This window comes from Methylobacterium sp. GXS13 (assembly GCF_001455965.1).
Lineage (GTDB): Bacteria > Pseudomonadota > Alphaproteobacteria > Rhizobiales > Beijerinckiaceae > Methylobacterium.
Window position 1 is genome coordinate 1 of the sequence record NZ_LKKO01000067.1, and the last position, 25,214, is coordinate 25,214.

Annotated in this window: 25 protein-coding genes; 12 read left to right on the plus strand and 13 right to left on the minus strand. The window is 67.4% G+C overall.

Translation table 11 applies throughout. The features are described from left to right. Nucleotides 1–141 precede the first annotated feature (141 nt). Nucleotides 142–2,013, plus strand: a complete 1,872-nt coding sequence (locus tag AO398_RS22095; protein WP_244498854.1) for a hypothetical protein — start codon at nucleotides 142–144, stop codon at nucleotides 2,011–2,013. 476 nt (nucleotides 2,014–2,489) lie between these two features. Here the strand turns inward: AO398_RS22095 and AO398_RS22100 are convergent, their stop codons facing one another. From AO398_RS22100 to AO398_RS22115, 4 genes are all read right to left on the minus strand, one after another. Beyond that, on the minus strand, nucleotides 2,490–3,980 hold the full coding sequence (locus AO398_RS22100) for a carboxypeptidase M32 (protein ID WP_058194355.1): 1,491 nt from the start codon (nucleotides 3,978–3,980) through the stop codon (nucleotides 2,490–2,492). Between the two features lie 103 nt (nucleotides 3,981–4,083). Next, nucleotides 4,084–5,883 carry an ATP-binding cassette domain-containing protein gene (locus tag AO398_RS22105; protein WP_058194336.1) on the minus strand — a complete coding sequence of 600 codons (1,800 nt, stop codon included), beginning with the start codon at nucleotides 5,881–5,883 and terminating at the stop codon, nucleotides 4,084–4,086. A 378-nt stretch (nucleotides 5,884–6,261) separates the two neighbouring features. Next, nucleotides 6,262–6,576, minus strand: a complete 315-nt coding sequence (locus AO398_RS22110) for a polyhydroxyalkanoic acid system family protein (protein ID WP_058194337.1) — start codon at nucleotides 6,574–6,576, stop codon at nucleotides 6,262–6,264. A gap of 119 nt (nucleotides 6,577–6,695) precedes the next feature. Continuing rightward, nucleotides 6,696–7,007 (minus strand): septal ring lytic transglycosylase RlpA family protein, encoded by a 312-nt coding sequence (locus tag AO398_RS22115; RefSeq protein WP_243961010.1) that lies wholly within the window; start codon nucleotides 7,005–7,007, stop codon nucleotides 6,696–6,698. A gap of 612 nt (nucleotides 7,008–7,619) precedes the next feature. On the opposite strand from AO398_RS22115, the gene AO398_RS22120 reads away from it, so the two are divergent. Next, nucleotides 7,620–8,810: a site-specific DNA-methyltransferase gene (locus AO398_RS22120; RefSeq protein WP_280139146.1), complete on the plus strand. Its 1,191-nt coding sequence runs from the start codon at nucleotides 7,620–7,622 to the stop codon at nucleotides 8,808–8,810. A 68-nt stretch (nucleotides 8,811–8,878) separates the two neighbouring features. Here the strand turns inward: AO398_RS22120 and mutY are convergent, their stop codons facing one another. Next, a complete protein-coding gene (gene mutY / locus AO398_RS22125) occupies nucleotides 8,879–10,219 on the minus strand; it encodes an A/G-specific adenine glycosylase (protein ID WP_058194340.1) in 1,341 nt (446 codons plus the stop codon). Between the two features lie 126 nt (nucleotides 10,220–10,345). Here mutY and AO398_RS22130 point away from each other — a divergent pair, with 126 nt between their 5' ends. The 7 genes from AO398_RS22130 (at nucleotide 10,346) to AO398_RS22160 (ending at nucleotide 14,543) form a co-directional block, all read left to right on the plus strand. Then, complete coding sequence (locus AO398_RS22130) at nucleotides 10,346–10,828, plus strand: DciA family protein (RefSeq protein ID WP_058194341.1); 483 nt, start codon at nucleotides 10,346–10,348, stop codon at nucleotides 10,826–10,828. Nucleotides 10,829–10,943: 115 nt separating this feature from the next. Beyond that, nucleotides 10,944–11,588 (plus strand): DsbA family protein, encoded by a 645-nt coding sequence (locus AO398_RS22135; RefSeq protein WP_058194342.1) that lies wholly within the window; start codon nucleotides 10,944–10,946, stop codon nucleotides 11,586–11,588. Nucleotides 11,589–11,774: 186 nt separating this feature from the next. Continuing rightward, a complete protein-coding gene (locus tag AO398_RS22140; protein ID WP_058194343.1) occupies nucleotides 11,775–12,149 on the plus strand; it encodes an AtpZ/AtpI family protein in 375 nt (124 codons plus the stop codon). Between the two features lie 73 nt (nucleotides 12,150–12,222). Further along, the gene (locus AO398_RS22145; RefSeq protein ID WP_058194344.1) at nucleotides 12,223–12,978 is read left to right on the plus strand and encodes a F0F1 ATP synthase subunit A; all 756 of its coding nucleotides are present in this window, start codon (nucleotides 12,223–12,225) and stop codon (nucleotides 12,976–12,978) included. A 106-nt stretch (nucleotides 12,979–13,084) separates the two neighbouring features. Next, nucleotides 13,085–13,312 carry a F0F1 ATP synthase subunit C gene (locus AO398_RS22150; RefSeq protein WP_007566773.1) on the plus strand — a complete coding sequence of 76 codons (228 nt, stop codon included), beginning with the start codon at nucleotides 13,085–13,087 and terminating at the stop codon, nucleotides 13,310–13,312. Between the two features lie 150 nt (nucleotides 13,313–13,462). After that, a complete protein-coding gene (locus tag AO398_RS22155; protein ID WP_058194345.1) occupies nucleotides 13,463–14,041 on the plus strand; it encodes an ATP synthase subunit B in 579 nt (192 codons plus the stop codon). Nucleotides 14,042–14,057: 16 nt separating this feature from the next. Beyond that, a complete protein-coding gene (locus AO398_RS22160; protein WP_201025809.1) occupies nucleotides 14,058–14,543 on the plus strand; it encodes an ATP F0F1 synthase subunit B in 486 nt (161 codons plus the stop codon). A 91-nt stretch (nucleotides 14,544–14,634) separates the two neighbouring features. Here AO398_RS22160 and AO398_RS22165 read toward each other — a convergent pair whose 3' ends face one another. After that, nucleotides 14,635–14,964, minus strand: coding sequence for a hypothetical protein (locus tag AO398_RS22165; protein WP_058194347.1), 330 nt, complete (start codon nucleotides 14,962–14,964; stop codon nucleotides 14,635–14,637). A gap of 17 nt (nucleotides 14,965–14,981) precedes the next feature. Continuing rightward, on the minus strand, nucleotides 14,982–16,901 hold the full coding sequence (locus tag AO398_RS22170; protein ID WP_058194348.1) for a Hint domain-containing protein: 1,920 nt from the start codon (nucleotides 16,899–16,901) through the stop codon (nucleotides 14,982–14,984). 332 nt (nucleotides 16,902–17,233) lie between these two features. Between AO398_RS22170 and AO398_RS22175 the strand changes: the two genes are divergently transcribed. Further along, on the plus strand, nucleotides 17,234–18,514 hold the full coding sequence (locus tag AO398_RS22175) for an NAD(P)/FAD-dependent oxidoreductase (RefSeq protein WP_058194349.1): 1,281 nt from the start codon (nucleotides 17,234–17,236) through the stop codon (nucleotides 18,512–18,514). A gap of 8 nt (nucleotides 18,515–18,522) precedes the next feature. Here the strand turns inward: AO398_RS22175 and AO398_RS22180 are convergent, their stop codons facing one another. Together AO398_RS22180 and AO398_RS22185 are read right to left on the minus strand one after the other, a co-directional pair. Beyond that, complete coding sequence (locus tag AO398_RS22180) at nucleotides 18,523–19,392, minus strand: formate/nitrite transporter family protein (protein ID WP_058194350.1); 870 nt, start codon at nucleotides 19,390–19,392, stop codon at nucleotides 18,523–18,525. Between the two features lie 42 nt (nucleotides 19,393–19,434). Next, nucleotides 19,435–20,175 (minus strand): molybdopterin-binding protein, encoded by a 741-nt coding sequence (locus AO398_RS22185; RefSeq protein ID WP_058194351.1) that lies wholly within the window; start codon nucleotides 20,173–20,175, stop codon nucleotides 19,435–19,437. Nucleotides 20,176–20,332: 157 nt separating this feature from the next. On the opposite strand from AO398_RS22185, the gene sfsA reads away from it, so the two are divergent. Continuing rightward, entirely contained in the window at nucleotides 20,333–21,046 is a 714-nt protein-coding gene (gene sfsA / locus AO398_RS22190) for a DNA/RNA nuclease SfsA (protein ID WP_058194352.1), read from the plus strand. On the opposite strand, the gene AO398_RS22195 is transcribed toward sfsA, so the two are convergent. Further along, nucleotides 21,033–21,878, minus strand: coding sequence for an FkbM family methyltransferase (locus tag AO398_RS22195; RefSeq protein WP_082643403.1), 846 nt, complete (start codon nucleotides 21,876–21,878; stop codon nucleotides 21,033–21,035). The two genes, sfsA and AO398_RS22195, sit on opposite strands and share 14 nt — an antisense overlap. A gap of 116 nt (nucleotides 21,879–21,994) precedes the next feature. On the opposite strand from AO398_RS22195, the gene AO398_RS22200 reads away from it, so the two are divergent. Beyond that, nucleotides 21,995–22,759 (plus strand): alpha/beta hydrolase, encoded by a 765-nt coding sequence (locus tag AO398_RS22200; RefSeq protein WP_058194354.1) that lies wholly within the window; start codon nucleotides 21,995–21,997, stop codon nucleotides 22,757–22,759. A gap of 2 nt (nucleotides 22,760–22,761) precedes the next feature. Here the strand turns inward: AO398_RS22200 and AO398_RS22205 are convergent, their stop codons facing one another. The 3 genes from AO398_RS22205 to AO398_RS28530 form a co-directional block, all read right to left on the minus strand. Further along, nucleotides 22,762–23,523 carry an ABC transporter permease gene (locus tag AO398_RS22205; RefSeq protein WP_058194356.1) on the minus strand — a complete coding sequence of 254 codons (762 nt, stop codon included), beginning with the start codon at nucleotides 23,521–23,523 and terminating at the stop codon, nucleotides 22,762–22,764. A gap of 14 nt (nucleotides 23,524–23,537) precedes the next feature. Further along, complete coding sequence (locus AO398_RS22210; RefSeq protein WP_058194357.1) at nucleotides 23,538–24,473, minus strand: ABC transporter ATP-binding protein; 936 nt, start codon at nucleotides 24,471–24,473, stop codon at nucleotides 23,538–23,540. 167 nt (nucleotides 24,474–24,640) lie between these two features. Continuing rightward, entirely contained in the window at nucleotides 24,641–24,928 is a 288-nt protein-coding gene (locus AO398_RS28530; protein ID WP_152997611.1) for a hypothetical protein, read from the minus strand. Nucleotides 24,929–25,214: the final 286 nt, after the last annotated feature.

The window sequence follows — 25,214 nt, forward strand, 5'->3', positions numbered from 1 at the left end:
GGTCGGCGGCGCGCGCGGAGGGGGCGGGCAGGCGCGGGCCCCCCGGGGCGGCGGGCGGGGGCCCGCGCCTGACCCCCCGGGGCCCGCCTGCGCGGGCGCGGGGCCGGCCGGCCGCTCGCCACGCAGGGGCGGCTCGACTCCGTGCGGGCGGCGCGCGACGTCGCCTTCGCCCCCCTGCGCGACGCCCTCGCGGCCGGCCGGACCACCGAGCCTGGCACGCTCGCCGCCTACGAGCGCGCCCTGTTCGAGGCGGACCGCCTCGCCGACGAGCGCGCCACCGACGCCGCACGGGTCGCGGCCCACGCGGCCGATCTCGACCGCCTCGCCGTCGAGGATGCGGCACTGGCCGAGGCCGACAGCGTGCTCGCCGGGATCGCGGACGAGATCGCCGAGGGCGAGGCCGCCTGGCGCGAGGCCTGGCAGGCTGCCGGCCTCGTCCCCGGCCCACCGGCCGAGATGGCGGCCTGGCTCGCCGAGACCGAGAGCCTGATCGACGGGGAGCAGCAGCTGGCCGAGCAGCGAATCGAGCGGGACCATCTGCAGGCCCGCATCGAATCCGCCCGGGCGCCGCTGGCCGACCTGTTCACCCGGGCCGGGCTCGATCCGGCGCCGGATGGCGATATCGGCCAGGCGCTCGAACGGCTCGAGGCCCGGGTCGCGACGCTCGCGAGCCGCTGGGAGGCCAATCTCGAGACCGGCGGGCGGCTGCGCGCCTCCGCCGCGACGGCGGAGAAGCTGGAGGCGGCTCTAGCCGAGACCGCGTCACGCCGCGCCGCCTGGCAGTCGGACTGGACGGAGGCGCTGCGTCCCCTCGGTCTGCCTGCCACCGCCCGGCCCGAGGAGGCCGAGGGTGCGCTGGAAGCCTGGCGCACGGTGCCGGACCGGCTCGCCGAGCGAGCCGCCCTGCAGCGCCGGGCGGCGGGGCTGCGGCGGGACATGGAGGCGTTCCGGGTTAGTGCGGCCGCCCTGGTCGAGGCTTTGGCGCCTGACCTCGCCGATACGCCGCCCACCGGCGCGATCCGCACCTTGCAGGCGCGCCTGGTCGCCGCCCAGGCCCGGGAGGCCCGCCGGGCCGAGCTGGACCGCCGCCTGGAGGAGGCGGAAACGGCTCTGCGCCACGCCATCGGCCTGCGCGATGCAGCCCGGTCGGACCTCACCCGTCAGGTCGCCGACACCATGCCGGATCTGGCCGAGGCACCGACCCCCGCCATCGAAGACGTGTTCGGCCGGCTGAACGCCCGGGCGTTGCTTCGGGCCGAGCGCCTGCGCCTGCGCGGCAGCCTCGCGGGCGCCGCCGACGGCCTGCCCGAATCCGAGATCCGCGACGGCCTTGACGCCCTGCCCCCGGAGGCCGTGGAGGCGGAACTCGCCCGCCTCGCCATGGAGGCCGAGGAACAGGCCGAGCGCGGCCAGGTCATCTTCGCAGACCGGGACCGGGCCGAAAGGCGCCGGGCGGAGCTCGAAGGCGGCAGCGGCGCCGAGCTGGCCGCCGCCGAGCGCAAGGCGGCGGAAGCCGATCTCCAGGCCGCGTCCCGCTCCTGGGCGGTGCTGCGGCTCGCCGGCCTGATGCTCGGCCAGGCGGTGGCCCGGCACCGGGCGGGGCAGCAGGATCCCCTGGTGGCCCGGGCCGGCGCCCTGTTCCGGGCCCTCACCGGCGGCGCCTTCACCGGGCTCGCCCAGACTTACGACGAGGCCGACACACCCAAGCTCGCGGGCCAACGCGCGGGCGGCGGGCTGGTCGGGATCGAGGCGCTCAGCGAGGGCACCCGCGACCAGCTCTACCTCGCCCTGCGCCTGGCCTATCTGGAGGATTACGCCGGCCGCGCCGAGCCGGCGCCGTTCATCGGCGACGATCTGTTTTCGACCTTCGACGAGGTCCGCACCAGCTACGGCCTCGACGCGCTCGCCGAGATCGGCGCCAGCGTCCAGCCGATCCTGTTCACCCACCACCGCCACGTGGCCGAGATCGCCCGGGATCGGCTGGGGGATGCGGTGGATGTGCTGGAGCTATAGGGGGCGGTTTGCGCGGGCGCGGACGAACGCTTTTTGCCCTGCCGGCTAACGCATTGGCGCATCGTTGACCGCACGAGGCGCGGGTCCCCTCTCCCGTGCCGGAGAGGACAGGGTGAGGGACCAGGTTTATTCGGAGAGGTCGCATCCCTCACCCTGTCCCTCTCCCGCACGGGCTACAATATTCACACAACGGCTTGCGGAAAGCGCGGCGCGCTCTCCTCCCCCTTGCGGGGAGGAGTTGGAGGTGGGGGTCGCTCAGAAGGCACCACTGCGCCTTGTCCGGCACCACCCCCACCCCTGACCCCTCCCCGCAAGGGGGAGGGGAAACGCGTTGTGTTTCAGAGACTTGCGATAGAGCTTGTTGAAGTGTGAATCCGCTAGCCCGCACGGGAGAGGGGGCACGTCGCGCCTAACACAGGCCGAGACGGGACCTTCCTCGCCGGTGGGGAAACAGGGACCTGTGCCGCGTCCGGCATTCAGCCCCCCAGATACCGCCCCTCCAGATGCGCCCGGAACGCCGCCGTCCCCAGGGGCGCCCCCGTTGCCCGGACCAACAGATCATCCGTCCCGAGCAGGCTGCCGACCTCGTGCACGTTGGCCCGAAGCCAGGTGCGCAGCGGCGCGAAATCGCCCGCCGCCAGGCAGCCCGGCAGGGCCGGCTCGGCAGCGCGGGCGGCGCGGAACAGCTGGGCCGCGGCGAGCGCGCCGAGCGTGTAGGTCGGGAAGTAGCCGAAGGCCCCGCTCGGCCAGTGGATGTCCTGCAGGCAGCCGAGGCGGTCTTCCGGCACGGTGAGGCCCAGCAGGTCGCGCAGGCCGTCGTTGAAGGCGCCGGGCAGGTCGGTGACTGCGAGGTCGCCCGCGATCATCGCGGTCTCCAGCCGGTAGCGCAGCAGGATATGGGCCGGGTAGGTCGCCTCGTCGGCATCGACCCGGATGAAGCCCGGCCGCACCTGGGTGTTCAAGGCGTGCAGGTTCTCCGGCGACCATTCCGGCCCGGACCGGCCGAACGCCTCGCGCAGCAGCGGTGCCAGATAGGTGAAGAAATCCCGGCTGCGGCAGGCCTGCATCTCGACGATGAGCGACTGGCTCTCGTGCAGGCTCATGCCCCGGGCGGCGCCCACCGGCTGGTGCCGCCATGCGGCGGGGCGGCCCTGCTCGTAGAGGGCGTGGCCGGTCTCGTGCAGCACGCCCATCAGGGCGCGGCCGAAATCGGCCTCGTCGTAGCGGGTGGTGACGCGCACGTCGTCGGTGGCGCCGCCGCAGAACGGATGCAGGCTGATATCGAGACGGCCGCGGGTGAAGTCGAACCCGAGCGCGGTCATCAGCTTGAGGCCGAGGGCGCGCTGCGTGCCCGTGTCGAACGGCCCCTCCAGGGGCAGCGGCGCCGGGCGCGAATCCTGGATTTCCCGGGCGCGGGCGATCAGGTCCGGCAGCCAGCTGGTGAGGTCGGCAAACAGCGGGTCGATCACCGCCCGGCGCATGCCGGGATCGTAGCTGTCGAGCAGGGCGTCGTAGGGGTCGAGCCCGAGCGCCGCGCCCTTGGCCTGCCCGATCTCCCGCTGGAGCCGCAGCACCTCGGCGAGGTACGGCGCCAGCCGGGCGAAATCGGAGTCCCGGCGCGCCTCGCGCCAGACCATCTCGGACCGGGACACGGCCCGGGAGCTGGCTTCCACCAAGTCCCGGGGCACGGCGCCGGCATGGGCCTGGGCCCGCCGCATCTCCCGCAGGTTGGCCGCATTCCAGGCATCCAGGCCGCCCTGCTGCTCGTCGGCGGCGAGCTCGTCCCGCGTCTCGGGGGCCGTTAGCATCTCGTGGGCCAGCCCGCGCAGGATCGCCAGCTGGTCGCCCCGCGCCTCTGCGGCCCCGTCCGGCATCAGCGTCTGCGCATCCCAGCCGAGGATCCCGGCCGCGCCTTCCAGGGCCGCGAGGCGGGAGAAGCGCTGTTCGAGGGTCTGATAGGCGGTCATGCGATCATCCGTTCCGGTCGGTTCGCGATCGTTGCGGCCCCGCGGGATCAGGCCCGCGGAGGTCTTATAAGACATATTTCCTATGATATGTCAAGGGCGGGCGTCATCCCGCCTGCAGCATCTCCAGCTCCAGCCACCGGTCCTCCGCCTGGGACAGCTCGGTCTCGGCCTGGGCCAGCATGGCGGTGGCCTTGTCGAACCGGGCCGGGTCGCGGGCGTAGAGGTCGGCATCCGCCAGGATCGCCTTGATCTGGGCGATGGCCGCCTCCAGCTTCGCGATGCGGGCCGGCAGCGTCTTCAACTCGTGCTGGTCCTTGAAGCCGAGCTTCGGCTTTCCGGCGGGCTGGGCGGCCGAGGCCGTGCGCTCGCGCGGTTCCTTCTTCGTCGGCGCGACCGTGCGCGCCTCGACGCCCTGCCCGCGCTGGACCAGCATGTCGCTGTAGCCGCCGGCATACTCGACCCAGCGGCCCGAACCTTCCGAGACCAGCACGCTGCTGGCCACCCGGTCGAGGAAGTCACGGTCGTGGCTCACCAGGATCAGGGTGCCCTGGTAGTCGCCGAGCATCTCCTGGAGCAGGTCGAGGGTCTCGAGATCGAGGTCGTTGGTCGGCTCGTCCAGCACCAGGAGGTTGGCCGGTTGCGCCAGCGCGCGGGCGATCAACAGGCGGTTGCGCTCGCCGCCGGACAGCACCGAGACCGGGGTCCGGGCCTGCTCGGGGCTGAACAGGAAGTCCTTGAGGTAGCCGACCACGTGGCGGCTCTGGCCGTTCACCGTGACACTGTCGCCGCTGCCGCCGGTGAGCACTTCCGTGACGGTCATCCCGGGCTCCAGCGTCGCCCGGGCCTGATCCAACACCACCGGCATCAGGTTCGTGCCGAGCACGACCTGCCCCGAATCGGGGGCCAGCCGGCCCATCAGCAGATTGATCAGCGTCGACTTGCCGGCGCCGTTGGCCCCGACGATCCCAAGCCGGTCGCCGCGCATCACCCGCAGCGACAGCCCATCCACGATGGTCCGCTCGCCATAGGCTTTGGCGATATCCCGGGCCTCGACCACGAGGCTGCCCGAGGACTCGGCATCGGAGGCGTTCATGCTGACGCTGCCCACCGGACGGCGGACGTCGCGGCGATTCTGGCGCAGCTCGTGCAAGTTGCCGAGACGGCGGACGTTTCGCTTGCGGCGAGCCGTGACGCCGTAGCGCAGCCAATGCTCCTCGGCGGCGATCTTGCGGTCGAGCTTGTGCTGGTCGCGCTCCTCCTCTTCGAAGAAAGCGTCGCGCCAAGCCTCGAAATTCGAGAAGCCCTGCTCAATTCTTCGCGTTTCCCCGCGATCCAGCCAGATCGTGGCGCGGGATAACGCGGAGAGAAACCGCCGGTCGTGGCTGATCAGGACCATCGCTGCGCGGGTTCCGCGCAGTTCTGCTTCCAGCCATTCGATCGCCGGCAGGTCGAGATGGTTGGTCGGCTCGTCGAGCAGCAGCACGTCCGGCTCGGGAGCGAGGGCTTGGGCGAGCGCCGCGCGTCGCCCCTCGCCACCTGAGAGTTTCGTGGGATCCTCTGCCCCGGTCATGCCGAGGCTCTCCAGCAGGTACCTGGCGCGATGGGCGGATTCACCTGGCGGCAGACCAGCCTCGACGAAGTCCAAGGTATTGGTAAAGCCGGAAAAATCCGGTTCCTGCGCCAGGTAGCGGATCGTGGTGCCGGGCTGGACGAACAGCCGCCCCTTGTCCGGCTCGACCAGGCCGGCAGCAATCTTCATCAAGGTTGACTTGCCCGAGCCGTTCCGCCCGACGAGGCAGGTGCGCTCGCCGGGCGAGATGGTCAGGTCGGCACGGTTGATCAGCGGCGTGCCACCGAAGGTGAGCGCGACGTCCTGGAGGGTCAGAAGGGGGGGAGCGGCCATACCGGGCTTATGGCAGCGCCGGGCTTTCGGTTCAAACCGGGTCGCCCCCGCCGTTCAAGCCTCAGGCGATCGGATTGGCCGGCCCGGTGGGCGGGCTGATCTCTGGCGGGCCGGGATCGTTGACCGGGATCTCCGGCGGTTGGATGCCAGGCGCCTCGGCCGGTGTATTGCCGGGGATCTCGGGGCCAGGTGGCTGCGTCGGCGCCTGCGGCGGATCGTATGGTGTCTCGGGCGCCGGAGCGGGTTGGGGCGGAACTTCCGGCACTTGCCCCGGGTCGGCGAGAGTGAAGTCTGGCACGGATATCCTCCAGAGGGCTCGCGGTGCTGTCCCGCACCGTTCGGGCAGCAACGAGGGCCTGCGGCTGGAGTTCCGGCGCGCTATTTCTTGGTGAGCAAGAGGTTCCCCTCCTTGCTCGCCACCTTCTGGATCTTCTCGGCGAACAGGGCGAGCAGGAACGGCAGTTTCACCTCGAGCCTCACGCTCTCAGGGCCGACATCGATCGTGCCGCCGATCTTCTGGGTCATCGCGGAAACGCCGAAATCAAGGCGGTCGCCGGTCCAGGCAAGCTGGTCGACCGTGACGCCACTTTTGGCCAGGAAGGCCCGCGCTTGGTCAGTGCCATGCTCGAGGCGCCGCTTCGCCTCGTCGCGGCCGAGGTCGTGCGGGATATCGACGATCAGGGGTTTGGGCATGGGGCGGCTGGATCCGGTCTGCTCATCCACCACATGGGGCCTCCCGATGCTGCAGACAACGTCGGGAGGTCGGACGGCTTCAGAAGCTCTTCGGCCTGAAGGCCGTCAGTGCGGGATCTTCAGTTCAAGACCTGGAGCGAGACGTAGCTCGTGCCGCCCATGCCGAGCGCGCGGGCCGAACCCTTCGAAAGATCGATGATGCGGCCGCGCACGAAGGGGCCGCGGTCATTGATGCGCACCACCACCGAGCGGCCGGTCCGGCGGTTCTCGACGCGGACGCGGGTTCCGAACGGCAGGCTGCGATGGGCAGCGGTCAGTCCGTTGGGGTTGAAACGCTCACCGTTCGCGGTGCGCTGGCCGCTCCCGTACCAAGAGGCAGCGCCGCTTTGGGCAACAGCCGGGAGGGTCGTTCCGACGAAGGCAGATAGCATTCCAACGGTGGCCACGAACTTACCGAAACCAGATGTCATTCTTCCCGCATTCCCTTGTTGTTTCCGGGACGGCGCCAGTCGTTTCAGAAATCGGCCGGAATATGGCGAGCGTTTTAGGGGAGTTCAGGTCACATTTTGGCCGGTTTTGTTCTGATCGTGCGGAATACTTGGTGTTTTATTTCGATTTATTTTCGTCCTTACTGTGATGTTTATGGCCGACAGTCTTGTATGGTGCTGGGCAAGTCTTCTTCTCCGGCTCGCCGCCATTCCTTCGATCGGCATATTTGCCTAAGCTGTGCGCTGGGTGTGACCCTGCATCCCGCTCAGCTGGATGCAGGAGGCTTCATCGGCCGGAACGTGTCGTTTTGTGCGGAGGGAAAGGATTGGCCGCTCCAATCCGCTTCGGCGGCGAGATCAGCCGCCGCGCTACGAGAGTTGGCCTGCGTAAAGGCCGTGCCCGACACGCACTTTGTCTGACGAACGGTTGGTGGAGCTGGCGCTAGGCAAAAAGTGCAGCCCCAGAACGGGACGACGGCCCGGCAATTTCGACAACGCGACCTTTACCGTGTCCGACGCATGGTCTGCCGGTCAGTCGCGTAACCGGTGTTTGCCATGGCTTCCCCGCGTACCGTGGCTGCCGACGCCGTCGCCCGGAAACAAGTCTCGCGTGCCGGGCGGCCCGCGTCGGCGCCACGGATGGGTCTCGTACCCACCCAGCGTCCCCTCCCCCTCGACCAAGTGCTGGTCGGGGATTGCATTGCGGCCATGAACGCGCTGCCGGCCTCCAGCGTCGACTGCGTCTTCGCTGACCCGCCCTACAACCTGCAGCTCGGCGAAGCCGGCCTCTTGCGTCCGGACCAGAGCCGTGTCGACGCGGTCGACGACGACTGGGACAAGTTCGCGACCTTCGAGGCCTACGACGCCTTCACCCGGGACTGGCTCGCTGCCTGCCGGCGCGTGATGAAGCCGAACGCAACCCTCTGGGTGATCGGGTCATACCATAACATCTTCCGGGTCGGGAGCGCGTTGCAGGATCTCGGTTACTGGATCCTCAACGACATCGTCTGGCGCAAGGCCAACCCGATGCCGAACTTCCGCGGCAAGCGCTTCACCAACGCCCACGAGACCCTGATCTGGGCTTCGCGCTCGGCGGACTCGAAGGGCTACACCTTCCATTACGACGCGCTGAAGGGGGGCAACGAAGACCTTCAGATGCGCTCGGACTGGTTCATCCCGCTCTGCACCGGCGAGGAGCGGCTGAAGGACGCGGAGGGCCACAAGGTCCACCCGACCCAGAAGCCTGAGGCTCTGCTCGCCCGTACCCTGATGGCGGCGACCAATCCCGGGGACGTGGTGCTTGATCCGTTCTTCGGCACCGGCACCACCGGGGCCGTCGCCAAGCGTCTCGGCCGGCGGTTCATCGGCATCGAGCGCGAGGCCACCTACGCGGAGGCTGCACGGGAGCGGATCGCCGCCGTTCAGCCTTTGTCGAAGGCCGCGCTCATGGTAGCGCCGACGAAGCGGGCCGAGCCGCGGGTGCCGTTCCTCTCGGTGATCGAGGCTGGGCATATCCGCCCGGGTGAGATCGTCACGGACGAGCGCCGCCGCTTCCGCGCCACGGTGCGTCCGGACGGCCAGCTTGACAATGGTCTGGTGATCGGCTCGATCCACAAGATCGGCGCCCTGGTCCAGGGGCTGCCGGCCTGCAACGGCTGGACCTTCTGGCACGTCGAGCGCTCCGGCAAGCCGGTGGTGATCGACAGCTACCGGGCTGGGCTGCGCCAGGCGATGGCGAACGGCTGAGCCGTTCTCCGTATTGGTCATGAGATCCCAAAGGGCTCGCCCTTTGGGATCTTGTTTCCTACTCGGAGCTAGCGACGTCGCGCGGCGCCTGGTCGGCGCGGCGTAGGCCGGGCGTGCGCCGGCGCGACGGGGGCCTCCGGCTCGGCGTCCAGGAAATCGTCCATCTCCGGCGGCGGCTCGGGTGCGGGTTTGGGCCGGGGCTTGGGCACCGCGCGCACGCTCGGTCGCGGCTCCGGATCTTCGATCGAGATCGGCGCCTCCATGGCCGCGAGCAGCGGCATCGCCGGCGGATCCTTCTTCGGGCGACCAAAGGGCTTCTTCTCGGGCTCCGGCTTCGGGTCGAAGGCGTGAGCCAGTACCTTGCGCATCAGGCCGGGCAGCGGCTCGTCGTTGAGCGCGGCGCGCGGTGTGAAGCGCATGCCGGGCGGCGTCGGGGTCGAAAGGGCGACCCGGGCCGAGAACACGGTCAGCTCAAGCGGGAAGTGCGTGAAGCCATGGCGGACGAGCCCCGGCAGGCGCTTCCAGCGGGCGTCGATGGGCGCATCCAACAGGGCGGCGGCGGCGTCATAATTTGGCTCCCAGGCACTGCCCGGTGGTTCGGCCATGTTGCCGAGCAGCCCTTCCGGCGGGCGGGTCCGTAGAAGGACCGCCTCGTCGCCGCTGCGGATCGCCACGAAGGCCGCCCCGCGGCGCAGGGCGCCCTTCGCCACTTTGATCTTGCGGGGAAACGTCTCCTGCGTGCCGCGCGCCCGCGCCTGGCAGGGCAGCATCCAGGGGCAGAGCGCGCAGGCGGGGCGCTTGGGCGTGCAGATCGTCGCGCCGAGATCCATGAGCGCCTGCGCGAAGTCGCCTGGCCGGTCGTGCGGCACCAGGGCCTGGGTCAGCCGGCGGATCTCCGGGCGGCTGCCGGGCAGCGGCGCCTCCACGGCGAAGACCCGGCTCAGGACCCGCTCGACATTACCGTCGACCGCGGCCTCCGCCCGCTCGAACGCGATCGCGGCAATCGCCCCGGCCGTGTAGGCGCCGATGCCCGGAAGCTTGCGCAGGCCCTCGGCCGTGTTGGGGAAGCAGCCCGCAGCCGCCACCGCTTTCGCGCAGGCGTGGAGGTTGCGCGCCCGGGAATAGTAGCCGAGCCCGGCCCAGGCCGACATCACCGCCTCCTCGGGGGCTTCAGCCAACGCGGTCACGTCGGGGAAACGTGTCAGGAAGCGCTCGAAATACGGCCGCACCGCTGCGATCGTGGTCTGCTGCAGCATCACTTCGGACAGCCAGACACGGTAGGGATCGGGCACTTCCCCCGCGAGCGCGCGCCACGGCAGGATCCGGCGGTGCCGGTCGTACCAGGCGAGCAGGTCGTCGGCGCGTGGTCCGGGAGTGGACCCGGGATCCGTGGCTGAGCAGGTCTGCATGGGCCAGGCTGCATAACCGTAGGGATCGGGCGATCATAGGGCCCCTCAACGCCGGGGCCGTGCTCCCTTCATAAACGAAGCTGCGCTAACGTGCGGCGACTTATCAGGGGCGAGGCCCAAACCACCATGGCGCGCGTCAAACCGCTGGCCGAGCTGATCGAGAGTTGCATCGGGCCCGCCTTTGCGGCGCAGGGCTTCGCGTCGACCGATATCCTGGCCGCCTGGCCGGAGATCGTGGGCGAGCGGCTCGCGCGCTACTGCCGGCCCTCGAAGCTCGAGTGGCCCAAGCGCCGTCGTAAGGATGCCGACACGCCGGAATCGGGGACGCTGGTGGTCCGGGTCGAAGGCGTATTCGCGATCGAACTCCAGCATCTGGCGCCGGTGGTGATCCAACGTATCAACGCGCATTACGGCTGGGCCTGCGTCTCGCGCATCGTGCTGCAGCAGGACCGGGTCGGCCGCGGTGGCCGACCGACGCCACGTACCGGCATCGACCCGTCCCGGGCCGTCGAGGTGAAGCGCGCGGTGGCGGGGATCGACGATGATGGTCTGCGTGCCGCTCTGGATCGGCTCGGTATCGCTGCCGTGGCGACGCGGCCGGAGCGATGATCGGCCGGTTTCAGCGGCAATTGCGTCATCTTGCCAGGAAAGCCGTGCCCGAGTACCCGAACCGGGACGCCAAGCCCAAGATGCCAAGACCGACTAAATCCGGCGGAGCCTGCCCATGACCACGCGACGCGACGCTCTCAAGTTCACAGGCCTCGCGCTCGGCGCCGGCCTCGTCCTCCCCTCCCTGATGCGCACGGCTTGGGCTCAGAACGCCGACCTGGCAGCTCTGATGCAGCCGGGCCCGCTCGGCGATGTCTGGCTCGGCCCGGCCGACGCCAAGTGCACGATCATCGAATACGCCTCGATGACCTGCTCGCACTGCGCCGCCTTCCACCGCACCACCTGGCCGGTGCTCAAGGAGCGCTACATCGATACCGGCAAGGTGCGCTTCACCCTGCGCGAGTTTCCGCTGGACCCGCTGGCGACCGCAGCCTTCATGCTGGCGCGCTGCCAGGGCGATGCCAAATATTACCCGATCACTGATCTGCTGTTCGACCAGCAATCCGCTTGGGCCTTCACCCAGAAGCCGGTCGATGCGCTCGAGCAGATGCTCCGTCAGGCTGGCTACACCAAGGAGACGTTCGAGGCGTGCCTGAAGGACCAGAAGGTCTACGGTGCCGTCAACACCGTGAAGCAGCGTGGGCTGGATATCCTGAAGGTGGATTCGACGCCGACGTTCTTCATCAACGGTGAGCGCTACACCGGCGAGATGACGATCGAGGGCATGGAGAAGGTGATCAAGCCGATCCTTGGCGCTTGATCGTCTCTGGGCGATGCGCGAAGCAGCGCCGCCAAGCTTCGGCTGCAACCGAAAAATTGTATCGCAATCAACAACTTACTGTGCACTGAGGTCGCCTTGACACCCAAGATAGGCGAAACTATGGTGCGCCCGCTTGATGGGGGCGTCCAGCCGGTTTCAGATCCTCCCGCCCTGTGAGTTTCAGCCGTGATCGGCGACGATTCCAGGAACGGGAAAGAGACCGAAGGCACGCCGACGGACAGCGAACTCTCCGCGAGGCTCAGACGTCTCGAGACGCAGATTGAACGGAAGCGTCCGCAGGCCGCTCCCGATCCTTCCTTGCGGCCTCGGGGTACCGGGCCCTCCTCGCTTGGCCAGGCCATGACGATCTCCACGGAGTTCGTCGCGGGCGTGATCGCGGGGGGCATACTCGGCTGGATCGTCGATCATGTCTTCGGGACGAAACCCTGGGGTCTGATCGTCCTCCTGATGCTAGGGTTCGTGGCGGGGATCTACAACGTGATGCGGGTGTCAGGTTTTGCCGGCGCGCGTCCCGGACGAGACGACGGGCAGGAGCCATAAGGCACGCCGGTCGATAGAGGTTTGAGGCGATCGACACTGTCGATGCGCCGGATCAAGAGGGGCGGAAGCGGGAATGGCGGTCACGATCGACCCGATCCATCAATTCGAGCTGAAGCCGCTCGTGTCGCTGGGCCATATCGGCCATCAGCAACTCGCCTTCACCCAATCTGCCTTGTACATGTTCGCCGCCGTCGGGGTGATCGCGCTGATCACCGTGGTGGCGACGGCTTCGCGCTCGGTGGTGCCGGGGCGGATGCAGTCTCTGGCCGAGATCTTCTACGAATTCATCGCGGATACGCTCCACCAGGCGACCGGCGATGGCGGCAAGCGGTTCATGCCGCTGGTGTTTTCGCTGTTCATGTTCGTGCTGATCCTGAACCTCTTCGGGATGATCCCTTACGCTTTCGCGGTGACCAGCCATCTGATCATCACGTTCGGCCTCGCCGCCTTGGTGATCTCGGTGGTGGTGATCTTTGGCGTCATGAAGCACGGCACCCACTTCTTCGGCCTGTTCGTGCCGTCGGGCGTGCCGAAGCCGCTGCTGGCGATCCTGGTCCCGATCGAGATCATCTCGTTCATCTCGCGGCCGATCAGCCTGTCAGTGCGTCTGTTCGCCAACGTGCTCGCCGGCCACATCGCGATGAAGATCTTCGCGTTCTTCGTGGTCCAGCTTCTTCTCGCAGGTGCCTGGAGCGTGCTATCGCCGCTTCCGCTGTTCCTGACGATCGCGCTGACCGCTCTCGAGTTCCTCGTTGCCGCGCTTCAGGCCTACGTCTTCGCGACGCTGACCGCGATCTACCTCAACGATGCTCTCCACCCCGGCCACTAGGCGCACGCCCCGGCCGCTCAGCTTCACCCCGGCCTCCGCACTTGGCCGGCTCCACCCGCCGCGAACGTCACCGCACGTTTCGATCTAAAGAGCCTCAGGAGTTATCATGGATCCCGTCGCTGCGAAGTACATCGGCGCCGGCCTCGCCTGCCTTGGCATGGCGGGTGCGGGCATCGGCCTCGGCAACCTGTTCGGTCAGTTTCTCGCCGGCGCCCTTCGCAACCCCTCCGCGGCCGACGGCCAGCGCGCCACCCTGCTCCTGGGCTTCGCCCTGACCGAGGCGCTGGGCATCTTCTCGCTGCTCATCGCGCTGCTGCTGCTCTTCGCCGTCTGATCGACGCGCTTCGGGGGCCGCGGTCGACGCGGCCTCCACCGGGCTTCTACCGCCCGACCACCAGGTGGACGCTTCGCGAACGAGGCGTCCGCCTTCTTCCGTCACCGCGTCGGCGGTGACCTAAGCGAACGGTGTCAGTGTAGCGGTCTCATGGCGCAGCCGAATCCCCTCACCACGCCGCCCCCGGGCGCCGACACGCAAGTCGTGCCTGGCCATGTCGAGCACGCGGAAGCGCATAGCGGTGCGTTCCCCCCCTTCGAGACCTCCGGGTTCCTGTCGCAGCTGATCTGGCTCGCGCTGGCCTTCGGTCTCCTCTACTACCTGATGGACAAGGTCGCGCTGCCGCGGATTCAGGCGATCCTGCATGCCCGGTCCGAGCGTCTGCGGGCCGACCTCGACCAGGCCCAGGCGATGAAGGCCGAAGCGGATGCTGCCGGCCTCGCCTACGAGACCGCTCTACGCGATGCGCAGGGCAAGGCCCGCGACATCGCCCAGACGACCCGGAATGAGCTGGCTGCTGAGGCAGAAACCAAGCGTAAGGCGCTTGAGGCGGAGCTGAACACCAAGCTCTCCACCGCTGAGGCGACGATCCGCACTCGCACTGAGGCTGCCATGGGCAATGTCCGTAGCATCGCCGGTGAGGCCGCGACGGCAATCGTCGAGCGCCTGACGGGTCAGGCGCCCGATCCGGCGACGCTGAACCGCGCCCTCGACGCCACCGCACACTAGACGGGAACCCACGATGCTGCTCGAAGCCGAATTCTGGGTCGCCGTCGCGTTCGTCATCTTCATGGGCATCGCCTGGAAGGCCGGCGCCTTCTCGGCCATGACCAAGGGCCTGGACGGCCGCGCCAACCGCGTCCGTCACGAACTCGATGAGGCCAAGCGCTTGCGCGAGGAGGCCGCCGCCGTTTTGGCGGATTACAAGCGCCGCCGCGCCGAGGCCGAGAAGGAGGCCGAGTCGATCGTGGCTGGCGCCCGCGAGGAGGCCAAGCGCGCCGCCGAGGAAGGTCATCGCAAGCTCGACGACTTCCTGGCCCGCCGCACCAAGGCCGCTGAGCTGAAGATCTCCCAGGCTGAAGCGCAGGCTGAGGCCCAGGTTCGCGCTGCGGCGGCTGATGCCGCCGTGAAGGTTTCCGAGACAATCCTGCGGGAGCGCATGCAGGGGGATGCGGCACAAGGCCTGATCCGTGCCAGCCTCGGTGAGGTCCGGACCCGACTCCGATCCTGATCGTTAAGAACGGATCAGCCGATGAGAAGCCGCCTTCGGGCGGCTTTTTTCGTGCGCTCTGAGGCGAGATGTCCCGAGGTTCGATGCGGGGCTACGGCGCGCGAACAATCCTCAACGGTGCCGCCAGCACGTAGGGGGAACCAGGCAGATGCGCCCCGTCTCCCTCGCGTCGGACGCTGATCGCGTAGTCCTGACGCGGTGAGAGCAAGCCGACCGGCAGGTCCAGTGTGAAGCCGCAACGGCCGGTTCCGAGGCCTTCCACGGCGAGATCCTCTCGGAAGAGGTCTGCCCGGCATCGTCCGAGGACGCGCCGTTCGACCGCGATCAGTACCACCACGGGGATGTCCGGCGTATCCGTCTCCCAGGCCCAGCCGATGACGCGACGATGGCCGAGCACGTCGATACTGCCACGCAGTGTCATGGCGGCCCTATCCGAGGTCAGGCGACCTGTGCCCGGTGCCATGCGCCAGCGGCATCGAGCACCATGGTGCCGATCATCGCGCCGTCCGCTGAACGGCGGACGGTGACGGTGTGCGTTACCCCCGGCGCAAGACGCTCCTCCAGCCCGAGGTCGAAGCCGTGCCGGCCCTGCCCGATCGCGGCCGCACCGAGATCCGGTCGGTCGAGATCAGCCAGTGTCATCGCGACGACGGTCCCATCCACCACGACGTCGAGGCAGACCGGGCCGGTGGGATACGCGGTATCCTGCGCCCAGCCGGCGACGCGCACATCGCCGTTGCGGAACTCGCAAAGATCGAGGTTGCCGCGCAGCGAACCGAATTGAGGCGCTTCCACCGAGAGGCCTGCGCGGAGAATCAGGCGGCGGACGAGGGCTTTCAGCGCGGGGCCCTCTTCCACGCGTTCGGCATAAGGTGTGTTCAGTGATGGCGTGCTCGGCTGCGCGAGTGCGGTGTCGAACTGCGCGCGCAAGCCGGCGGCCGCGAAAAAGCTTTCTGCCGGAACGCCCTCGGCCAGCAGCATGTCGTGGGCGTCGAGTTCGATGTGCCAGTAGGTCAGGTCGGTGGCCGCCTCTCCACGGGTAATGGTTTTACCGTTGACCAGATGACCAGCGGCGACGAGCATGCCGTCCAGCAAGAACGCGTGGTCTGGCGAGACCCGGAGATCGCGAGCGGGTGCGCCGTCCGACAGGGCTCCTGCCCGGATCCGTACCGGCCGGTCGGCTCGAGGCACGGTCGGGCCCGGGTAGTGGCGCGTCCCGATCCACCGGATGGGGCGGCGCTGTCCCGACGCGGTCACCACCCTTTGGCCGACCTGAAGGTCTTCGACGGCTATCGCGCCGTGTTCGGTGAGGATTCGGGTGCCGGTGCAGTAGCAAGGTGCGGGAGTGGCCGACGACGATCCGGTTGAGGCTCCTGTCCCCGCCGGTTCCGTAGCAACACCGCTCGCAGGGACGGGTGCAGCTGTACCGGTTGCAGGCGACGATGTGGCGGCGCCGGACGCGGTTGACGGCGCAGATGCCCCTCCCCTCACGGGTGATGACCCAAGCGATGTCGTCGGGTTCTGGCGGGCGGCGGTGGCGCCATAGACGCCCGGATCGTACCCATCCGGAGGCGAAACCCGGCCCTGCGGGACGGCGACTGCGTTCGTGCTGTTTGAATAGACCCGGATGTAGTCGATGTTCGAGGTAATCGGGCTGCCCGTTGCCGTCCCCTCGCTGCGGACCGCGAGGTTGGCGATCAGATACATTGGGCTGTGAAGGTCAGAGGGCGTATCCTGTGACCCGGTGAACTGACCGTCGACGTAGAAGCTGATCTTGTCCGCCTGCCAGTTCACCCCATAGGTGTGATAGCCGGATGGATTGGCCATCTCACTGTAAACTTGGCGATTTGTCTGCCAAGGTATGCCGTTCTGCGGATCGGTCGTATGGATCGTGCTGTAGACGCCTTTGTCGTTGTTGCCATAATGCTCGACGACATCCAGCTCTTGGTGACCATTGGTGCTGCCCGATTTCGAACTTTGCTGGTTCGGTAACAGCCAGAACGCGTCCCAAGCATTCGAATCGTTCGAGAAGTCGGCTCGGATCTCGAAGTAACCGTAGGTCTGTGAGAAGTTGCCCTGGGTGGTGATCAGGCCGGATTCCCAGCTGCCGGGAAAGCCGTACGCGGTCCGGTCCGGCACGGCTGTAATCGATAGCGCGCCGTTCTGGAAGCTGAATGGATCGTAGCCTGAGGAGGAATCGACGAAGGATGACCGTCCGAACCCGATATCGGACCTGTCGTCGGTCGTCCGCCACTCGGCGCGCGTGTCGGCGTAGGTGGTGCCTGCGCCGGTCAGGGAAATGCTGCGCGTGTTAAATTCGTCGTCGAACGTCAGGCGGTAACCGGTGAGATCGACCATTCAAACCGCCCCTGCTAGGCAGATATTCCGCTAAATTGGACAGAAACGTGTGTGTATCACCTATCTAAATCAATAATTAAATGGTTAATGATTGGTATCTCGCAGTGGTGCGTGCAGCCAGAAAGCGCGTTTAAAGGCCCTCGATCAAAGGCATGTGTCAGGCATTCCAGATTGCCAGCGGGGCGCTGTTATTGTGGCGGTCTCCCTGCGCATTTTCGGTGCTGAACGGACTGTTTTGAACTCCAGCCGGATTTCAGTCCGGGCCAGGCCGCGCGCCACGAACATCGGCTTCCGCCCCGCGTTCACCGGGAATACGCAATCCTGGAGACGGCATGGCGGACAAAGCGCGGATCGTGATCATCGGCGGCGGGGTCGCAGGGATCGAGGTGGCGACCAGCCTCGGCCGTGGCGGCAAGGCCGACGTTGTACTGGCCGATCGCAGCCTGTCCCATGTGTGGAAACCGATGCTGCACACCTTCGCGGCCGGCACGGCCCGGCCCGACCGGCAGAAAGTCGATTTCTTTGCGCAGGCACGTCGCAACGGTTTCCGGTTCCAGCCGGGCACCCTGATGGGGATCGACCGGTCGATCCGCAGGGTTCGGCTCGCAGTCGAGGCGGCGCAGGGACAGCCGCAGGCCGATCTTGCCTACGACCTCCTGGTGCTCGCCATCGGTAGCCGGGCCAATGATTTTGGTACCCCCGGGGTGGCCGAGCACTGCCTGACCATCGACGATCTTACCGAGGCCGAGGCGTTCCACCGGCACTTGCGGCGCCATCTTCTGGCTCGGCTCGACAGCCCGGAGAGGCTCGAGATCGCGATCGTCGGCGGTGGCGCGACCGGCGTCGAGTTGGCGGCAGAATTGAAGCACGCGATCAACTTGGCCTCGGCCTACGGCTCTCCCGATCTGCCGCAACGCTTACGCCTGACCCTGATCGAGAGCGGACCACGCCTCCTGCCGGCGTTTCCGGAGCGGGTCTCCCGCGCGGCGTCACGGACCCTGTCAGATCTTGCCGTGGAGGTTCGGACCGACGCCATGGTCACGGGGGCCGACGCGGCGGGTTTTACCCTGAAGGACGGCAGCCGCATCTCGGCCGGGCTCAAGGTTTGGGCGGCCGGCGTGAAGGCGCCAGACGTGCTGGGCGCGGTCGAGGGACTGGAACGCTCGCGCACCGGCCAACTTGTGGTCGGTCCCGATTTGCGCACAACCCGGGACCCGGCGATCTTGGCCCTTGGGGATTGTGCCAGTCAGGTCGACCTCAAGACCGGCAAAGCGGTCCCGGCCACCGCCCAGGCGGCGCGACAGCAAGCGCAGCATCTCGCGTCCCATCTCGGGCGCGCGCTGGCTCGGGGCGATACGGTCGCGGGGGAGCTGCCAGCCTTTCACTACGTGGAAAAGGGGGCCATCGTCTCCCTGGCCGATTTCAACGGCTGGGGCACTCTCGGGCGCTACACGTTTGGCGGAGGCCGGCTGAACGGCCTTTCCGCGCGGCTCACCCATGACCTGCTGTACCGGCAGCACCAGATTGGCCTTTATGGGCCTCTCCGCGGAACGATGACTTGGATCCTCGACGATCTCGACCACCTCATCAGTCCGTCGGTGAGCCTTGACTGACGTGCCCGTCAATCGGTGCGCTCGCCCTCGACTTCCTTGGTCTCCTCGACCTGCGGCGCGACCTGACCGTAGTTCAGCACCGCTACCAGGGTGACACCGCCGATCGTGTTGCCGAGAAGCGTCGGCAGGAAGAAGCGCAGCCCGTAATCCTCCAGCGAGGCCGCGCTGGTCACCAGCAGGTAGAAGGCCTCAACCGAACCGGCGACGATGTGGGCAAGACCGCAGAGCGCGACCAGCCAAGTCATCAGCAGGATCACGAAGGGGGCTGCGCTGCCGGTGGCTGGCAGAAACCAGACCATCAGGGCGATCATCCAGCCGGCAAACACCCCTTTCACGAAGGTGGACCAGAACCCATGCGCGATCGCGTCATGGCTGATCTCCGCGAAGGCCTTGAGCACAGGCGGCTCGAAGGCACCGGCATGGGCCACCACCGTGGCGATGGCCAGTGTTCCCAATATGTTGCCGCAGAGAACGATGAGCCAGAGCCGCACCACGCGCAACGCCGTCTTGATCGAGCGGTCGTGTAGCAGCGGCAGGATCGGCGTGACGGTGTTTTCGGTGAACAGCTGTTGGCGACCCAGGACGACAACCAGGAAGCCAACCGAATAGCCCATCGTGGTCACGACCTTCGCCCAGTCGGCCTCAGGCAGCCGGCTCTTCAGTACCCCGGGCACGATCAGTGATAGGGCGATGCTCAGGCCCGCCGCGAACGCTGAGAGGAACAGCGCAAGGCTGTGGCGGCGCAATTCTTCGTCGCCTTCAAGCCGGATCACCTCGTGCAACACGTAGGCGTCCGGGCGGCCGATCTCGGACACTTCCTTCAGCAACTCGTCGCGCCGGGCCTCCTTATCGGCACGGTCGTTCTGGTCTTGGATCATTCACTCAGCTCCGTGACGCAATCCGATCGTGACGGTGGGATCTCAGGCCGACAGCCGTGCCACCAGCGCCGCGACCGCTTCCCGCGCTTCCGCCAGGGCGTGCGTATCCCGGCTGCGAACGACGATCCGATTGCGAAAACCCTCCGGCGTCATTGCCGGGTAAGAGCCGATCGACACGGCCGGCCGCGCCTTCGCGATCTCGCCAAGGTCCGCAGCGTATTGACCCTCGGGCAATCCCCCCGCTTCGACGGTCTCGGAGATCATCGCGGCGCCCCCCTTCAAGGTCGGCGCGATCGCGTCGAGCATGGCCTGCATCACGCTCGGCACGCCAGCCATGACGTGGACGTTGCCGATGCGGAAGCCTGGAGCTTTCGAGACCGCATTGGAGATCAGATCGGCACCGAACGGGATCCGGGCCATGCGCAGCCGCGCCGCATTCAGATCCTCGGGCTTGTGACGCTCCAGCAGCATCGCGCGCGCGCGCTCGTCGATGTCGATGCCGACTCCGAACGCCTCGGCCACGCAATCGGCGGTGATATCGTCGTGGGTCGGGCCGATCCCGCCGGTGGTGAACAGGTAGCTGTAGCGCGCCCGCAGGGCGTTCACCGCCTCCACGATCATGGCGGCCTCGTCCGGCACGACCCGCACTTCACGCAAGTCGATTCCGGCGGCGGTGAGGAAGTCGGCGATGGTGCCGATATTCTTGTCTTTGGTACGCCCCGATAAGATCTCATCGCCGATGACGAGGATCGCGGCCGTGATCGAATCGGAAGGCTGGTCCATGGGACTCTGAGGTGGGAGGGATGGCCGCGGCCGGTTCGACTCCGGCTGACGATCCTGCGCGCATCGGTCTCGCCGCCGCAGCGGTGACACCTTCGACGGCGGATGGTCTGCAGATAGCGCGGTCGCCCGCTCGGACCACACGAACCCGGAGATATCGATGCTCTTCGCCGCGCCGCTCACACCGGGACGGCTCGTGCAGCGCTACAAGCGTTTTCTGGTAGATGTCGAGACGGAAGACGGAGTTGTTACGGCCCATTGCCCCAATCCCGGCGCGATGCTTGGCCTGAAGCAGCCTGGCCGACCGGTGCTGCTCTCCCATTCAACCAATCAGGCTCGGAAGCTCCCGCTGACCTGGGAACTGGTGCAGGCCGACCTGCCGGGCGGCCCGCAATGGGTCGGCATCAACACCCTGCGCCCGAACGCGCTGGTGGCCGAGGCATTTCACTTAGGTCTGATCGCTTTGCTCGCCGGCCATCACACCTTCCGACCGGAGGTCCGCTATGCGCAGGCCAGCCGGGTCGATTTCGTCGCGAGCGGCGCGACCGCCGGTCCCTGCCACGTCGAGGTGAAGAATTGCCACTTGATGCGCCGCCCGGGTCTCGCCGAGTTTCCCGATTGCGTCGCCGCCCGCAGCGCCCGGCATATGCGCGATCTGGCTCAGGTGGTCGCCGAGGGCGGCCAAGCGCTGGTGATCATCGTGGTGCAGATGCACGCGGAGGCGTTCGACGTCGCCCGGGACATCGACCCGTCCTTCGACCGGGCGTTCCGCGAAGCGCGCGCCGCGGGCGTGGAGGTGCGCGCCTATCGCTGCGCCGTGAGCCCCGCGGGCGTCGCGATCACCGACGAGATCCCTGTGATCACGCCGCGCTGATGGGGGTGTCGCGCTCGAACATCAGGTTCAGCCGGGAGCGCGAGATCTCGCGATAGCCAAATCCCTCAAGGTGCTTCGGAAGATCGATCTGCCACTGGCCGGTACCGTTCTCGATCAGGAGGATGCGTGGAAGAAGCGCTTCCGGTGCCTCGCGCAGGAACGGCTCAAGGATCAGGTCTTCGGCACCTTCCACGTCGAGTTTGATCGCGTCCACGCGGGTCAGGCCCTCGGCCCGCAGCAGGGCGATGAGCGTCATCGCCGGCACGGTGATCCGGGCACCCTCGTTGGTCCCCACGATTCGCAGGCTCGATTCGCCGCGGTTGCGCGGGTCGATGAACAGGGTCAGCTCGCCGGCCTTGTCGGCCACCGCGCAGGCGACCGCCTTCACCGTGTGGAATGGGTTCTGGGCGATGTTGTAGGTCAGACGTTCGAACACGTCGGGCTGCGGTTCGACCGCGACGATCCGGGCCGCCGGGCCCGAGAATGCCGCTACGCAGAGCGCGTAGGCCCCGATATTCGCCCCGATATCGAGGAACACGCAGTCCTTCGCCAGCCGCTGCTGCAGCATCGCCCGCTCCTGCGGGTCGAAGAATTGCGGCGTGAACAGCACCTTCTTCTCGCAGTTGTTGTTGTAGGGGTGCAGCCGCATCCGGGCCCCGTAGCGGGTCACGTCGAGGGGCTTGCCACCCAGTCGCGAGATGGCGATCCGGCGCAGGAACAGTGCCAGGCGCCGCCCGTACCAGGACTCGGCCGGGATCCGGTTCGTTCGACGCGTGATCGCCGCGACGAGTCCGGCCGGTTCGTAGGTGCCGTAGGGCTTGGTATCGGTCATAACCGGGGCGGTGTGCCAGCCCGTGCCCCGTCCGGCAAGCGGACGCATCCGCGTTGCCCATGCGCGGTTGGCTGGTCTAAGCGGGGGCCGAGCTTCGAAGGCATAGGTTGCGTGGTATGGATTTCTTCGATTCGGACGGGGTGCGGATCGCCTATATCGATGTCCCGCCGGCTGCCACAGCCGGGACGCCGGTCCTGCTGATCCACGGCTTTGCCTCCAACCATGCGGTCAATTGGGTCAACACCCAATGGGTTCGGGCCCTGACCCAGGCCGGATACCGGGCGATCGCGCTGGACAATCGCGGCCACGGCGAGAGCCAGAAACTGTACGATCCGGCAGCCTATAGCTCCGAGGCCATGGCCTGGGACGCGGTGCGGCTGCTCGACCATCTCGGGATCGAGCGCGCCCATGTGATGGGCTACTCGATGGGCGGACGGATTACCGCCCATATCGCCCTCGACCATGCCGATCGGGTGCGCTCCGCCCTGATCGGCGGTCTCGGCATGCATCTGATCGAGGGCAAGGGTCTCCCCTCCGGGATCTCGGAAGCGCTTGAGGCTCCCCCCGGTACACCGGCCCTGAACCCGACCGCCGCCGCCTTCCGGACGTTTGCGGAGCAGACCCGAAGCGATCTCCGCGCACTCGCCGCCTGCATGCGCGGCTCGCGGCAGACGCTCAGCCGGGCGGAACTCGCTCAGATCGAGGTGCCGGTGCTGGTCTCGGTCGGCACCCTGGACACGGTGGCAGGCTCCGGCCCGGCGCTGGCCGCCTTGATTCCGGACGCGCGCGCGCTGGAGATCGACGGCAAGGACCACTCCACGGCGGTCGGCGCCAAGCCGCACCGGGATGGCGTGCTGGCCTTCCTCGCCGCGCAGCCCTGACGTCAGCTCTTCAGACGGTAACCCGTGCGGAAGATGTAGGTGACGAGGCCAAGGCAGATCACCAGGAACAGGGTCGTCATGCCGAGACTGATCGCGATGCTCACATCCGCCTTGCCGAAGAAGGCCCAGCGGAACGCGCTGATCAGGTAGACGACCGGGTTGATCAGGCTCACCGCGTGCCAGAACGGCGGCAGCATGTTGATGGCGTAGAAGCTGCCACCCAGGAAGGTCAGAGGCGTTACCACGAGGAGCGGCACCAGCTGCAGCTTCTCGAACCCGTCCGCCCAGAGTCCGATGACGAAGCCGAACAGGCTGAACGTGACCGCGGTGAGCAGCAGGAAGCCGATCATCCAGAATGGGTGATCGATGCGCAGGGGGACGAACAGGGCTGAGGTCGCCAGGATGATCAGGCCGATCAGGATCGACTTCGAGGCCGCCGCGCCGACGAAGCCGAGCACGACCTCTAGCGGCGAGATCGGCGCCGACAGGATCTCGTAGATCGTGCCGGCGAAGCGCGGGAAGTAGATCCCGAACGAGGCGTTGGCGATGCTCTGGGTCAGCAGTGAGAGCATGATGAGGCCGGGCACGATGAACAGCCCGTAGGGCACGTCGTCCACCGCAGAGACCCGGGAGCCGATCGCGGCACCGAAGACCACGAAATACAGGGTCGTCGAGATCACGGGAGCCAGGATGCTCTGCCCTGCGGTCCGCCAGAAACGGCTCATCTCGAACCGGTAGATCGCCCGAACCGCCGGCCAGTTCATGCTCATCGCGTCGCTCATGCCCGTGTCTCCCCTTCGCGCACGAGGCCGACGAAGATGTCCTCCAGGGAGCTCTGCTCGGTATGGAGATCGGTGAAGCGGATGCCGGCGGCCGCCAGCCCGGTTAGCAACCCGGTGATCCCGGTCCGTTCGGCGCGTGTGTCATACGTGTAGACCAGCTCACGGCCGTCGCCGGCGAGCGCGAGCTCGTAATCGGATAGGTCAGGCGGAACCGCGGCGATCGGTGCCTGGAGCTGCAAGGTGAGCTGCTTGCGCCCGAGCTTGCGCATCAAGGCGGCCTTTTCCTCGACCAGGATGATCTGGCCGCGTCGGATCACCCCGATGCGGTCGGCCATCTCCTCGGCCTCCTCGATGTAATGGGTGGTGAGGATGACGGTGACGCCCTGCTGGCGTAGGTCGCGGACGAGGGCCCACATGTCCTGACGCAGTTCCACGTCGACGCCCGCGGTAGGCTCGTCCAGGAACAGCACCCGGGGTTCGTGCGACAGAGCCTTGGCGATCAGAACCCGGCGCTTCATCCCGCCGGACAGAGTCATGAGACGGCTGTCGCGTTTGTCCCACAGGGACAGGGCGCGCAGGATCCGCTCGATATGCGCCGGATCGGGTCGCAGCCCGAACAGCCCGCGAGAAAAGCTCACGGTGTTCAGTACGGTCTCGAAGGCATCGGTGGTCAGTTCCTGCGGAACGAGACCGATGGCTCGGCGCGCAGCGCGATAATCCGCAGCGATATCGTGACCGTCCACTGTGACCGTGCCTGAACTCGGCGTAACGATCCCGCAGACGATGTTGATCAACGTCGATTTGCCGGCGCCGTTCGGGCCCAAAAGGGCGAAGATCTCGCCGCGCTCGATACGGAGATCGATTTCGCTCAAGGCGGTGAAGCCGGACGTGTACGTCTTCGACAGCTTCGAGATGGAGATGATCGGCATCAGGGCCTGAGTGGAATACGGAGCATCGTGCGACAACAATCGCCGCTCCAGCGAGGGCGAATGCCGCTTGCAAAGGCGTTGCGATGGTTCGGTAGGCCTGCCCGGGCCGGCGGGCCGTTTTCGAAGGCGGGTGCCCCTATAGCACGGCGCGCGCGCCGCTCTCACCGCGCTCAGGTGCGGGAGCGCACAGCGGGACTGGCCTCGTCACAGCCCCCGGCACAATGCTCGATCATCGCCAGACATTGCCGGCGGACATCCGGATCACGGATGCGCACGAAGGACGCCAGGATTTTCGAACATTCGCTCGCCGTCGGACCTTCGCTCGACGCGGTGGCACGGGGCCGACGAAAGGTGGATACGGGCAGGTCTAAAGCTTCGGCAATCTGACCGAGGAGCTGCGCCGGCTCGGTGACGCGAGAGTCGGTATCAGCCGGTTCGGACCCTCCTGTGTCGATCATGATGCCTTCCAGCCTAAACGTCAGCTTATTCTGACGACGGGAGCGCCGATCCGCCCGCATGACACAGAGCGAAATCCGCCGCGACCATTCCCAACTTTTCGCGGCGCTGCAACCTACCGTTACGCTTCTCAGTAGTCCTATGTGTCCCGATCACATGCTTAGAGGCTGTTATGGACCTGGGTCGGGCTGATGCTCAGATGAGCGGGGATGAGCGCGACCCGCAAGCTGTATCCGTCCGATGTTTCCGATGAGGAGTGGGCGCTGGTTGCGCCCTACCTGACGCTGC